The organism is Serratia sp. CY29653, from assembly GCF_052169255.1.
GTDB lineage: Bacteria > Pseudomonadota > Gammaproteobacteria > Enterobacterales > Enterobacteriaceae > Serratia > Serratia sarumanii.
Map to the genome: position 1 here is coordinate 332144 of NZ_JBJNLC010000002.1, position 12911 is coordinate 345054.

Below are 12911 nucleotides of genomic sequence, written 5' to 3' on the forward strand. Positions count from 1 at the left end.
ACCGGCGATTGCCGCAAAAGTCTCTTCTCGAAACCGGCTTTGGCAGCTTCAATTAAGCAACCAAAAGAAAACATTATTTTAACAAATGGCCGGATCCACGGCCTGAAAAATGCCGATGACGAGGAAGACCCGATGAAACCAGAAGACTTTCGTGCCGACAGCAAACGCCCGTTTACCGGCGCCGAATACCTGAAAAGTTTGCAGGACAGCCGCGAAATCTACATTTACGGCGAGCGCGTGAAAGACGTCACCACCCACCCGGCGTTCCGCAACGCAGCGGCGTCTGTCGGCCAGCTGTATGACGCGCTGCACGATCCGGCCAGTCAGGATCGCCTGTGCTGGAATACCGACACCGGCAACGGCGGCTACACCCACAAGTTCTTCCGCTATGCCCGCAGCCCGGAAGAGATGCGCCAGCAGCGCGACGCTATCGCCGACTGGTCACGCCAAAGCTACGGCTGGATGGGGCGCACGCCGGACTACAAGGCGGCCTTCGGCTGCGCGCTGGGCGCTTATCCGGAGTTCTACGGCCAGTTCGCCGACAACGCGCGCCACTGGTACAAACGCATTCAGGAAACCGGGCTCTATTTCAACCACGCCATCGTCAACCCGCCGATCGACCGCCACAAGCCGGTCAACGAGGTGAAGGACGTTTACATTCAGGTGGAGAAAGAGACCGACGCCGGTATCGTGGTCAGCGGCGCCAAAGTGGTGGCCACCAACTCGGCGTTGACCCACTACAACTTCATCGGCTTCGGTTCGGCGCAGGTGATGGGCGATAACCCGGACTTCGCGCTGATGTTTGTGGCGCCGATGGACGCCGAAGGGGTGAAGCTGATTTCGCGCGCCTCTTACGAGCTGGTGGCCGGCGCCACCGGATCGCCGTTCGACTACCCGCTCACCAGCCGCTTCGACGAGAACGACGCGATCCTGATTATGGATCATGTGCTGATCCCGTGGGAAAACGTGCTGATCTACCGCGATTTCGACCGCTGCCGGCGCTGGAGCACCCAGGGCGGTTTCGCCCGGCTGTTCCCGCTGCAGGCCTGCGTGCGCCTGGCGGTGAAGATGGACTTCATCACCGCGCTGCTGCAAAAGAGCCTCTCGTGCACCGGCGTGCTGGAGTTCCGCGGCGTGCAGGCCGATCTGGGCGAAGTGGTGGCCTGGCGCAACCTGTTCTGGTCGCTGAGCGACGCGATGTGCGCCGAAGCCACAAAATGGGAAAACGGCGCCTACCTGCCGGATTCCGCCGCGCTGCAAACCTACCGCGTGATGGCGCCGATGGCCTACACCAAGGTGAAACACATCATCGAGAAGAACGTCACCAGCGGCCTGATCTACCTGCCGTCCAGCGTGCGCGACATGAACAACCCGGAGATCGACAAGTACCTGGCGCGCTACGTGCGCGGATCGGACGGTATGGATCACGTCGAACGCATCAAGATCCTCAAGCTGATGTGGGATGCGATCGGCAGCGAATTCGGCGGCCGTCACGAGCTGTATGAGATCAACTACGCCGGCAGCCAGGATGAGATTCGCCTGCAGTGCCTGCGCCACGCGCAGGGATCCGGCAACATGGATCGCATGATGCAGATGGTCGACAAGTGCCTGGCCGATTACGATCAGCACGGCTGGAAGGTGCCGCACCTGCGGAACAATGACGATATTAATCAGTTGGATAATCTGCTGAAGTAATTCAGGAGGAGGTTGTATGTCTCAGGAAAATGAACAGCGCCTGCGCTTTCGCGACGCCATGGCCAGCCTGTCGGCGGCGGTGAATATCGTCACCACCGACGGCCCGGCGGGGCGCTGCGGCATCACCGCCACGGCGGTGTGCTCGGTAACCGATACGCCGCCGACGCTGCTGGTGTGCATCAACCGCAACAGCGCGATGAACCCGGTGTTTCAGGAAAACCGCAGGCTGTGCGTCAACGTGCTCAACCACGAGCAGGAGCTGATGGCGCGCCACTTCGCCGGCATGACCGGCGTCAGCATGGAAGATCGTTTCCGGCTGGAAGAGTGGCAGCTCGGCGAGCTGGGGCAGCCGGTGCTGCGCAATACCCTGGCCAGCCTGGAAGGGGAGATCGAGCAGATCCAGAGCATCGGCACCCACCAGATGTACCTGGTGCAGATCAAGCAGATCGCGCTGAGCGAAGCCGGCAACGGGCTGATCTACTTCAAGCGCAAATTCCACCCGGTGATCCACCCGATGGCGGTGCCGGCCTGAGGCGTTGGGGCGCAGCAGGGCTGCGCCCCGCGTTTCAACTCTTGTTAGCCGCCAGATCGCTCACCAGGCGGTTGACCGGATCGCTCATGTTGGTGAATTTGCTCAGCTCCGAGCGCGTCACCACCACGAACACCCCGACGTTTTTCGCCGGGATCATCGCCATGTAGGTAATGAACCCGCCGCCGCCGCCGGTCTTCTGAATGATGCCCGGCAGCCCGTCCTTCGGCGCCATATACACCCAGCCCAACCCCAGCGCATCCGCTTGCCCCGGCACGTCCATGCCCTTCAGCGACACCAGATCGTGGCGCTGGAAGTACATGGTTTGCTCGCTGGCGGCGGTGGCTTTGCGCGGGCCGCTGGCGCTGGAGGAGAGGAATTGTTGCATCCAGCGCTGCATGTCGCGCGGGGTGGAGTAGACGCCGCCGCTGCCGGCCGCGGCGGTGGTGTCGCGGCAGGCGCTCGGGCCGGCCGCCGCCACCATCAGGCGCGAGCACTGTTCGGGGCTCGGCGTCAGCGTGGTGTCGACCATGCCGAGCGGCGCGGTGATTTTCTCTTTCAGCAGCGCGTTGTAAGGCTTGCCCGCGGCGCGCGACAGCGCGTCGGCCAGCAGGTCATACGCCAGATTGGAGTAGGCGGCGCGTACGCCCGGCGGCACCGTGACGTTGGCATGCGCCAGCCACTGCCAGCGCTGGGCCTTGGTCGGCCAGGTGAACACCGGCGTTTTCGGCGGCTTTTTGCCCGGCTGCTCGCGCGGCAGCGCGCTGGTGTGCGTCGCCAGGTTCAGCAGGGTGATCGGCTGCCCGGCGTTGTAAGCCGGCACATAGGCGCCTTTGGGGGCGTACTTGCGCAGCGGGTCGGTCAGTTTGACCTGGCCTGCCGCCGCCATTTTCACCATCACTTCGCTGGTCATCAGCTTGGTGATCGAGGCGATGCGGATCAGCGAATCCGGGCGCGGGCGCAGGTTGTTGCCGGGTTTGGTATCGCCAAAGCTGCGGTTAACCACCTGATTGCCGTCGATCACCACCAGCGCCATGCCGGTGGCGCCGCTGTTGTAGAAAATATGTTCGGCATACTGGTCGACGATTTGCGAAGCCAGCTGCGGGGGGGCGGCCAGCGCGGCCAGCGGCGCGGCGCACAGGCCCAGCGCCAGCAATAAAGCGGAGACAGAGTTCTTCAACGGTCGTTATCCATTTAACAATGCAGCGGGGAAAGGGCTTATTCGTCGCCCAGTGTAATGCGCTCAGGCCCCGGCTGCATGTAGAAAAAAGAGCGGTGGCGATAAAATTTTTTGACCGCTGGCGGCCTACTGCGCGCGGGCGAAAATGGCGATCACTTCATCGAGGTGCGCCTTCATCGCCTTGCGGGCGCCGCGCACGTCGCGCGCTTCGATCGCCGCCAGGATCGCCCGGTGTTCCAGCTCGGAACGGTGCGGCATGTCGTCCGGCGTATAGTGGCGCTGCAGCACGCGAAACATGCTACCGTAACGGTGGCCGAGCAGGTGGCCGATAATGAACGCATAGGCCGGGTTGCCGCTGGCCTGGGCGATGCGGATGTGGAACAGCCGATCGCCGGGGTGAGTGGCGGAGCCGGCGCGGTTATCGCGGCAGTTCTGCTCGTAGGCGGCGCGGATGCCCGCCAGCTCTTCGTCGGTGGCGTGGCGCGCGGCCAGCGCGGCGGTCTCCGGTTCGATCAACAGGCGGGTTTGCAGCAGTGAAAACGGCGGCAGCTCGGCGTTGAAATCCAGTTCGATATTCAGTTCGTCGTCGATCTCCGCCCACTGGTTGCGGCCGGCCTGCGCCATCACCGGCTCCTGCGACGGCGCCAGCGGCGTTTGCGAGCGCACGATCACCCCGTTGCCGACCTTGACGTCCACCAGGCCGATCACTTCCAGCGCGATCAGCGCTTCGCGCACCGACGCGCGGCTGACCTGCAACTGCTGGGCGAGATCGCGCTCCGAGGGCAGGCGGCTGCCCGGCGGAAATTCGTTATTTTCGATCAGACGTTTGAGCTGGTCTGCTATCTGTCTGTAAATTCTTGGGTTTTCCAGTCGGGTAATCGGCATTTTTGACCTTTGACGATTCGGCGTTCAGTGATTTGGCGCACAATTATGCGACAAGGCGCTTGAGTAATCGTTATTCAAGTGTAAAAAAATGGTTAATTGAAATGCGGTTTCAAGGCTGTTTTATTAACTTCTTCCCCCAACGATAACGCGTAAAGCGTCTTTTGTCATGTTAGAGGCCTGACCTTTAACCGCCTTTAGTGGCCTGACCATTAGACCTTTAGGCCGAGGAGTCAAGATGGATTTAACCGGGAAACGCGTACTGATCACCGCCGCCGGGCAAGGGATCGGTTTTACCACCGCCAGGCTGTTCGCCGCCGCCGGTGCCGAGGTGATCGCCAGCGACATCAACCTCGAGCGCCTGCAGGGCTGCGCCGGGATCCGCGCACTGACGCTGAACGTCACCGATCCGGCCGCCATCGCGGCGGCGGCGGAAGCGATCGGCCCGATCGACGTGCTGTTCAACTGCGCCGGCGTGGTGCACAGCGGATCGATCCTCGATTGCAGCGAAGATCAGTGGGCGTTCGCGCTCGATCTCAACGTTACCGCGATGTTCCGCATGATCCGCGCCTTCCTGCCGGGCATGTTGGCGCGCGGCAAAGGCTCGATCATCAACATGTCCTCGGTGGCCTCGAGCGTGAAAGGGGTGCCGAACCGCTTCGCATACAGCGCCAGCAAGGCGGCGGTGATCGGCCTGACGCGCTCGGTGGCGGCGGACTACGTCACGCAGGGCATCCGCTGCAACGCCATCTGCCCCGGCACGGTGGAGTCGCCGTCGCTGCGCCAGCGCATTGCCGAGCAGGCGCGCGAGCAGGGGCGCAGCGAGCAAGAGGTGTATCAGGCGTTCGTCGCCCGTCAGCCGATCGGGCGCATCGGCACCACCGAGGAAATCGCCCAACTGGCGCTGTATCTGGCCTCCGACGCCAGTTCGTACACCACCGGCACGGTGCAGATCATCGACGGCGGCTGGAGCAACTGAGTCGCCATTTTTGAGAGAGGAACGCATGAAACTTTTACGTTACGGGCAACCCGGGCAAGAGCGCCCCGGCATGTTGGATGCGCAGGGCCGCCTGCGCGATCTGTCGCAGCATATCGCCGACGTGGGGGGCGCCGCGTTATTGCCGGCGTCGCTCGCCAAACTGCGCGCGCTGGACAGCGCCGCGCTGCCGCTGGTCGAAGGGCAGCCGCGCCTCGGCGCCTGCGTCGGCGGCATCGGCAAGTTTATCTGCATCGGCCTGAACTACGCCGATCACGCGGCGGAAACCGGCGCGGCCATTCCTGAAGAACCGGTGGTGTTCAACAAATGGACCAGCGCGGTGGTCGGCCCCTATGACCAGGTGGAGATCCCGCGCGGCTCGCAGAAAACCGACTGGGAAGTGGAGCTGGGCGTGGTGATCGGCCAGGGCGGGCGCTACATCAGCGAAGCGGACGCCATGCGCCACGTCGCCGGCTACTGCGTGATCAACGACGTCTCCGAACGCGAGTATCAAATTGAGCGCGGCGGCACCTGGGACAAGGGCAAAGGCTGCGACACCTTCGGGCCGATCGGCCCCTGGCTGGTGACCGCCGATGAGATCGCCGATCCGCACAGCTTGAACCTGTGGCTGGAGGTGGACGGCAAGCGCTATCAGGACGGCAACACCAGCACCATGATCTTCCGCATTCCGCAGATCGTCAGCTACCTCAGCCGCTTTATGAGCCTGCAGCCGGGCGACGTGATCTCCACCGGCACGCCGCCGGGCGTCGGCATGGGGCACAAACCGCAGCCCATCTATCTGCGGGCGGGCCAGACGATGCGTCTGGGCATCGAAGGGCTGGGCGAACAGCGCCAGCAAACCGTACAGGCCTAATCGGGAGCGCCGCCATGACCACCATTACCGCACTGCGGGTTGAAGACATTCGTTTCCCCACGTCGCTGGGGCTGGACGGATCCGACGCCATGAATCCGGATCCCGACTATTCCGCCGCCTACGTGATCCTGGAGACCGATCGCGCGGATCTCAGCGGCCACGGGCTGACGTTCACCATCGGCCGCGGCAACGAGATCTGCTGCGCGGCTATCCGCGCGCTGGAACATCAGATCGTCGGCGAGCGGCTGGAAGATATCGCCGCCGACATGGGCGCCTTCTGGCGGCGCTTCACCAGCGACAGCCAGCTACGCTGGATCGGGCCGGACAAGGGCGCCATTCACCTGGCGACCGGTGCGGTGGTCAACGCGGTGTGGGATCTGTGGGCCAAATCGGTCGGCAAGCCGGTGTGGCGGCTGGTGGCGGAGATGACGCCGGAGGAGCTGGTGCGCTGCATCGACTTCCGTTACATCACCGACTGCATCACGCCGCAGGAAGCGCTGGCGCTGCTGAAACAGCGTGCCGAGGGCAAAGAAGAGCGCCTGGCGCGGCTGCTGCAGGAGGGGTATCCCTGCTACACCACCTCCGCCGGTTGGCTGGGTTATCCGGACGACAAGCTGCGTCGCCTGTGCCAGGAAGCGGTCGACGCCGGTTTCTCCTACCTGAAGCTGAAGGTCGGGCGCGATCTGGAAGATGACATCCGCCGGGTGCGCATCGCCCGCGAGGTGATCGGCCCGGATCGGCGGCTGATGATCGACGCCAACCAGGTGTGGGAGGTGGAGGAAGCCATTCCGTGGGTGAAGCATCTGGCGTTCGCCAAACCCTGGTTTATCGAAGAGCCGACCAGCCCGGACGACGTGGAAGGGCACCGCCGCATCCGCGAAGGGGTGGCGCCGGTCAAGGTGGCCACCGGCGAGATGTGCCAGAACCGCATCATGTTCAAGCAGTTCATCATGCGCGGCGCGGTAGACGTGGTGCAGATCGACGCCTGCCGCCTCGGCGGCATCAACGAAGTGCTGGCGGTGATGCTGATGGCGGCCAAATACCAGCTGCCGGTCTGCCCGCACGCCGGCGGCGTCGGGCTGTGCGAGTACGTGCAGCACCTGTCGATGATCGACTACCTGTGCATTGCCGGCACCCACGAAGGCCGGGTGATCGAGTACGTCGATCATTTGCATGAACACTTTGTCGATCCCTGCGTGATCAACGGCGCGGCCTACATGCCGCCGAGCCGCCCCGGCTATTCGATCGAGATGCATCCGTCGTCGATCGAGCAGTATCGGTTCCGCGGGTGAGGCGGGAGGATCGCATGCCGCGCATCGACGCTCATCAGCATTTCTGGCGCTATCAGCCACGGCACTACCCGTGGATCGACGAGCGGATGCGCGTGCTGCGGCAGGATTTCGATCCGCCCCGGCTGCAGCCGCTGCTGCAGGAACAGGGGTTCGACGGCGCGCTGGCGGTGCAGGCGCGCCCCAGCGAGGACGAGACGCTGGCCCTGCTGGCGCTGGCTGAGCAGAGCGAGGGCGTATGCGGCGTAGTGGGCTGGCTGGATATCGCTTCGCCACAGCTGGCGCAGCGTCTGGAGGCCTTGCGGCCTTATAGCGCGCTGCGCGGGGTGCGCCATCAGGTGCAGGACGAAGCGGATCCGGCGGCCTGGCTGGCGCGGCCGGAGGTGGAACGCGGCATGCAAACGCTGCAGCGCGCCGGGTATGTGTACGAGATCCTGGTGACGCACCGGCATCTGGCGGCCGCGGCGGCGTTCGCCGCCCGCCACGATGAGCACTGGTTGGTGCTGGACCATCTCGGCAAGCCGGACATCGCGCGCGGCGCGCGGCACTGGGCGCAGCAAATTCGGCCGCTGGCGGCGCTGCCGCACGTGGCCTGCAAGCTGTCGGGGCTGATCACCGAGGCGCCGGGTGGCCGGTGGCGGGCGGAAGAACTGCTGCCGTTCTTCGACGCCGCGCTGGAGGCGTTCGGCCCGCAGAGGCTGATGTTCGGCTCCGACTGGCCGGTGTGCCTGCTGGCCGGCGATTACCGCCAGGTGGTGCAACTGTGCGAACGGGCGCTGTCGACGCTGGGGGCCGCCGAGCAGGCGGCGATTTGGGGCGACACCGCCTGGCGAATTTACGGTTTAACGGAGTCTGGTTATGGATCTGTATCTGCAAGATAAGGTGGTGCTGGTCACCGGCGGCGGTGCCGGCATCGGCGCGGCGATTGCTCATGTGCTGGCCGAAGAAGGCGCGATCCCGGTGCTGGTCACCAACGCCGCGCCGGAGGCGGCGCTGCTGGCCGATTTGCAGCGGCTGCAGCCGCGCACCGAGGTGATCCTCACCGAACTGTGCGACGAGGCGGCCTGCCGCCGCGCGGTCAGCCAGACGCTGGCGGCCTTCGGCCGTATTGACGGACTGGTAAACAACGCCGGGGTCAACGACGGCGTCGGGCTGGAGGCGGGGCGCGAAGCGTTCGTCGGCTCGTTGGAAAAGAACCTGGTGCACTACTACCTGATGGCGCACCTGTGCCAGGCGGCGCTGCAGGAGAGCCGGGGCGCTATCGTCAACATCGCCTCCAAGACCGCGCTCAGCGGCCAGGGCGGCACCAGCGGTTACACCGCCGCCAAGGGCGCGGTGCTGGCGCTGACGCGCGAATGGGCGGTGTCGCTGCGCCATGACGGCGTGCGGGTGAACGCGGTGGTGCCGGCGGAGGTGATCACCCCGCAGTACCAGCGCTGGCTCAACACCTTCGCCGAGCCGCAGCGGCAGATGGCGAAAATCACCGCGCGCATTCCGCTCGGGCAGCGCATGACCACGCCGCAGGAGATCGCCGATACCGTGGCGTTTCTGCTGTCGTCGCGGTCATCGCATACCACCGGGCAGTGGCTGTCGGTGGACGGCGGCTACCTGCATCTCGATCGGGCGCTGACGTGAGCGGCGCGGCGGCAGGGCGGCGCCGTTTCTGCCAGGCGCTCGATCTGATTGACTCACCGGCGCTGATTGCGGAGTACCTGCAGCATCATCAGCGCATCTGGCCGGGCATCGCCGCGCATTTGCGCGAGCACGGCATTCTGGACATGGAGATTTACCGGTTGGGCACCCGGCTGTTCATGATCGTGGAGGTCAGCGCCGATTTCGACGCTGCGCGCTTTGACGCCGCCAGCCTGAACAACCCCGAAGTACAGCGATGGGAAGCGCTGATGTGGCACTACCAGGCCGCCACCCCCTGGACGCCGCAGGGCGAAAAATGGGTGGAAATGGCGCGGATATTTTCTTTGCAACAGCAATAACGCCAACATCATCATCGCCAGACGATACGAGGGTATCACCATGCTTGCTGAAAAAAGTGCGGCCTCCGCGCAGCCGGGCGTCGCCGTGACCGCCAATCTGCGCTGGGCCTTTATCCTGGTCACCAGCCTGTTCTTCATGTGGGGGCTGTCCTATGGCCTGCTGGACGTATTAAACAAACATTTTCAGGAGACGTTGCACGTCACCAAGGCGCAATCGGGGCTGCTGCAGGCGGCCTATTTCGGCGCCTACTTCCTGGTGGCGCTGCCCGCCGGGTACTTTATGGACCGCAAGGGCTATAAGGCGGGCATTCTGGTCGGGCTGTGCCTGTATGCGCTGGGAGCGCTGCTGTTCGTGCCGGCGGCGTCGGCCAACAGCTTCGGCGTGTTCCTGTTCGCGCTGTTCGTTATCGCCAGCGGCCTGGGCTGCCTGGAAACGGCCGCCAACCCGTACGCCACGGTGCTGGGCGACGCGCAGGGCGCCGAACGGCGGCTCAACCTGGCCCAGTCGTTCAACGGCCTCGGGCAGTTTATCGGCCCATTGATCGGCGGCACGCTGTTCTTCTCCGCCAGCCAGTCCGCCGGCGGCGGCGATCAGAGCGCGGTGAAGATGACCTATGTGGCGATCGCCGTGCTGGTGCTGCTGATCGCGCTGTTGTTCAGCCGCACCCGGCTGCCGGCGATCCGAGAAGAGGAAAAACCGGTGCACGGCGTGATAGCGCAGGGATTATGGCAGCATCCGCATTTTGTCGGCGGGGTGATCACGCAGTTCTTCTACGTGGCGGCGCAGGTGGGCGTGGGGGCGTTCTTCATCAACTACGCCACCGAACACTGGCGCGATGTGTCTAACCAGAGCGCCTCTTACCTGCTGTCGATCGCCATGATCTGCTTTATGGTCGGGCGCTTCTTCAGCACCTGGCTGATGGGGCGAGTCAAACCGGCGACGCTGCTGGCGGCCTATGCGCTGATCAACATCGCGCTGTGCGGCGTGGTGATGCTGAGCGTCGACGGGGTGTCGGTGGTGGCGCTGATCGCGGTGTTCTTCTTTATGTCGATCATGTTCCCGACCATTTTCGCCCTGGGGGTGAAAAACCTGGGTAAACACACCAAGCGCGCCAGCTCCTTTATGATCATGGCGATCGTCGGCGGCGCCATCATGCCGTACTTTATGGGGGCGCTGGCCGACCGTTACAGCACCGCGCTCTCTTATCTGTTGCCGCTGCTGTGCTTCGCGGTGGTGCTGGTTTACGGCCTGCGGCAGCGCCGCGCCTGATTCACCCCGGCGGCGAATCGGCCTTCGCCGCCGTTGTCAGCGCCAGTGGGCGCGTTCGCATCAGGATCGCCAGCGCCAGCAGCAGCACGATGCCGGACAGCACGCCGTTTATCGTCAAGCCTCCGGCATCCACCACCAGCCCGCCCGCCAGTGAACCGCAGGAAATCGCCAGATTAAACAGCGCGATATACAGCGAAGAGGCGACCTCGACCGCGTCGGGGGCCGCCTTGAGCATCCACGCCATCAGCGAAACGGAAACGCCGCCGTAGGCGATGCCCCACAGCAGGAGGAAGGCACCGCCGCTCAGCGGCGCGCGGCCCAGCAGCGGCAGCAGCAGGACGGCGAGCGTCAGCCCGAAGGCGATCAGCGCCAGGGTGCGGCGCAGCCGTTTGGCGGCGGCCTGGCCGGCGATGAAATTCCCGACGATACCGGCGACGCCGTAGGCGAACAGCAGCGGCCCCACCCAGCGGCTCTCGATGCCGGCGACCGTCTGCAGCAGCGGGCGGACAAAGGTGTAAGCCATAAAGTGGCCGGCGACCAGCAGAAACGTCAGCAGCAGCCCGAGGAGCAACCGGCGATTCGCGCGCTGCGCGGTGAACGACCGCCAGCTCACCGCCTGCGTGATCGGCAGCGGCGGCAGCACGCACAGCAGCAGGAGCAGGGTCAGCGCCGCCAGGACGGCGACGGCCAGAAACGCCATGCGCCAGCCCAGCGCTTCGCCGAGGAACACCCCGAGCGGCACGCCGAGCACCGAGGCCGCCGCTACGCCGCCGAAGATGACGGACAGCGCCAATCCGACGGAGGCCGGCGGCACCAGACGTTCCGCCAATCCGCCGGCGATGGCCCAGATACCGCCGATGCAAAAGCCCAGCAGGATGCGCGCAGCGAACAGCAGCGCCATGGAGGTAGCGGCGGCGGCCAGCAGGTTGGCGGCGATCAGCAGCAGCAGAAAGACGATCAGCAGGCTGCGGCGATCCGTGCGCCGGGCGCCCAGCACCACCAGCGGGGCGAACAGCGCGGCGAACAGGGCAGGCAGGGAAATCAGCAGCCCGGCGCGGCCTATCGATGCGTTCAAGGTGCTGACTATCGGGGTCAGCAGCCCGACGGGCAGCATTTCTGCCGTGACGACGGTAAAGGTGGACAGGCCGATGGCGAAGGTTGCCAGCCAGGGTTTTGCGCCGCCGCCGGCGTGTAAGGCACTCATAATGACTCTCCCAACAGATGAAGAGCCTCAGTGTATCCGCGCCAAAATGGCTGATAAACTGGCCTGAATGCGCAACATTGGGGACAAATCGTGGCTAATTTACCGTCTATGCCGTTGGATAACCTGACCGACCTGCTGGTGTTCATTCGCGTCGCCGACGCCTGCAGCTTCACGCTGGCGGCCGAGAGGCTGGGCATCTCCCGCTCGGCGGCGGGCAAATGCGTGATCCGATTGGAGGAGCGATTGGCCACCCGGTTGCTGCAGCGCACCACGCGCAGCGTCAGCCTGACCGAAGACGGCGCGGTGTTTTACGAGTATGCGCAGCGCATCCTGTCGCAGGCCGAAGAGGCGGAAACGGCGCTCAATACGCGGCGGCAAACCCCACGCGGGCGGCTGCGGCTGGATCTGCCGGTTTCGTTGGGGCGGTTGCATATCCTGCCGATTCTGCGGGAGTTTTTGGCGCAGTGGCCGGAGGTGGATGCCGACGTCAGCTTCTCCGACGATTACAGCGATCTGGTGCGCGACGGCATCGACGTGGCTGTCCGCGTCGGCGGCAACGACGACAGCCGGCTGGTGCGGCGGGTGCTCGCGCCACATCGCCTGATCACCTGCGCGGCGCCGGATTATCTGGCGCGGCACGGCACGCCTGCAAAACCGGAGGCGTTGGGCGATCACGAGACGCTGGTCTTCAGCCATCAGGGGCTGCCGGCGCCCTGGCGCTATTTGGTCAACGGCCAACTGCACGAACAGCCGGTGCGCGGCCGGATGCGTTTCAACAACGTCGAGGCCTTGCGGGATGCGGCCGTCGCCGGAGCCGGCCTGTGCCAGGTGGGAGCGTTTCTGGTCGGCGAGCAGATTGCGGCCGGCACGCTGGTGCCGGTGCTGGAGCGCTATTGCCGCCCGGGGCCGCCGATCTGCGCCGTCTATCCCAGCCGGCGCCATCTTTCCCCCAAGGTGAAACTGTTCCTGGCGGCGATCGAACGGCGCTGGCAGGGCAAGGCGATTTGGGAAACTGATTAGC

13 protein-coding genes are annotated in these 12911 nt (G+C 64.8%); 10 read left to right on the plus strand and 3 right to left on the minus strand.

The window, feature by feature from the left end:
* Positions 1-132 precede the first annotated feature (132 nt).
* On the plus strand, positions 133-1695 hold the full coding sequence (gene hpaB / locus ACJ8HN_RS15120; protein WP_047569441.1) for a 4-hydroxyphenylacetate 3-monooxygenase, oxygenase component: 1563 nt from the start codon (positions 133-135) through the stop codon (positions 1693-1695).
* 16 nt (positions 1696-1711) lie between these two features.
* Positions 1712-2227, plus strand: a complete 516-nt coding sequence (gene hpaC / locus ACJ8HN_RS15125; protein ID WP_442523659.1) for a 4-hydroxyphenylacetate 3-monooxygenase, reductase component — start codon at positions 1712-1714, stop codon at positions 2225-2227.
* A gap of 34 nt (positions 2228-2261) precedes the next feature.
* Here the strand turns inward: hpaC and ampH are convergent, their stop codons facing one another.
* Both ampH and ACJ8HN_RS15135 read right to left on the minus strand, forming a co-directional pair.
* Positions 2262-3404 carry a D-alanyl-D-alanine-carboxypeptidase/endopeptidase AmpH gene (gene ampH, locus ACJ8HN_RS15130; RefSeq protein ID WP_047569437.1) on the minus strand — a complete coding sequence of 381 codons (1143 nt, stop codon included), beginning with the start codon at positions 3402-3404 and terminating at the stop codon, positions 2262-2264.
* Between the two features lie 126 nt (positions 3405-3530).
* Complete coding sequence (locus ACJ8HN_RS15135; RefSeq protein ID WP_033636991.1) at positions 3531-4289, minus strand: FadR/GntR family transcriptional regulator; 759 nt, start codon at positions 4287-4289, stop codon at positions 3531-3533.
* 235 nt (positions 4290-4524) lie between these two features.
* Between ACJ8HN_RS15135 and ACJ8HN_RS15140 the strand changes: the two genes are divergently transcribed.
* The 7 genes from ACJ8HN_RS15140 to fucP are packed head-to-tail and all read left to right on the plus strand — an operon-like array spanning position 4525 to position 10686.
* Positions 4525-5265: an SDR family oxidoreductase gene (locus tag ACJ8HN_RS15140; RefSeq protein ID WP_016929185.1), complete on the plus strand. Its 741-nt coding sequence runs from the start codon at positions 4525-4527 to the stop codon at positions 5263-5265.
* A 25-nt stretch (positions 5266-5290) separates the two neighbouring features.
* Complete coding sequence (locus ACJ8HN_RS15145) at positions 5291-6136, plus strand: fumarylacetoacetate hydrolase family protein (RefSeq protein ID WP_442523660.1); 846 nt, start codon at positions 5291-5293, stop codon at positions 6134-6136.
* Between the two features lie 14 nt (positions 6137-6150).
* Entirely contained in the window at positions 6151-7428 is a 1278-nt protein-coding gene (locus tag ACJ8HN_RS15150; RefSeq protein WP_442523661.1) for an L-fuconate dehydratase, read from the plus strand.
* A 14-nt stretch (positions 7429-7442) separates the two neighbouring features.
* Positions 7443-8306, plus strand: a complete 864-nt coding sequence (locus ACJ8HN_RS15155) for an amidohydrolase family protein (RefSeq protein WP_197786930.1) — start codon at positions 7443-7445, stop codon at positions 8304-8306.
* Complete coding sequence (locus tag ACJ8HN_RS15160) at positions 8284-9060, plus strand: SDR family oxidoreductase (protein ID WP_033636997.1); 777 nt, start codon at positions 8284-8286, stop codon at positions 9058-9060. Before ACJ8HN_RS15155 ends, ACJ8HN_RS15160 begins: the two co-directional genes overlap by 23 nt.
* A complete protein-coding gene (locus ACJ8HN_RS15165; RefSeq protein ID WP_033652860.1) occupies positions 9057-9416 on the plus strand; it encodes an L-rhamnose mutarotase in 360 nt (119 codons plus the stop codon). The genes ACJ8HN_RS15160 and ACJ8HN_RS15165 overlap by 4 nt, the downstream gene beginning before the upstream one ends.
* Before the next feature lie 40 nt (positions 9417-9456).
* Positions 9457-10686, plus strand: coding sequence for an L-fucose:H+ symporter permease (gene fucP / locus ACJ8HN_RS15170; RefSeq protein ID WP_047569422.1), 1230 nt, complete (start codon positions 9457-9459; stop codon positions 10684-10686).
* A gap of 1 nt (position 10687) precedes the next feature.
* Here the strand turns inward: fucP and ACJ8HN_RS15175 are convergent, their stop codons facing one another.
* A complete protein-coding gene (locus ACJ8HN_RS15175; RefSeq protein ID WP_442523662.1) occupies positions 10688-11890 on the minus strand; it encodes an MFS transporter in 1203 nt (400 codons plus the stop codon).
* Positions 11891-11998: 108 nt separating this feature from the next.
* Between ACJ8HN_RS15175 and ACJ8HN_RS15180 the strand changes: the two genes are divergently transcribed.
* Positions 11999-12910: a LysR family transcriptional regulator gene (locus tag ACJ8HN_RS15180; protein ID WP_060430933.1), complete on the plus strand. Its 912-nt coding sequence runs from the start codon at positions 11999-12001 to the stop codon at positions 12908-12910.
* Position 12911 lies beyond the last annotated feature (1 nt).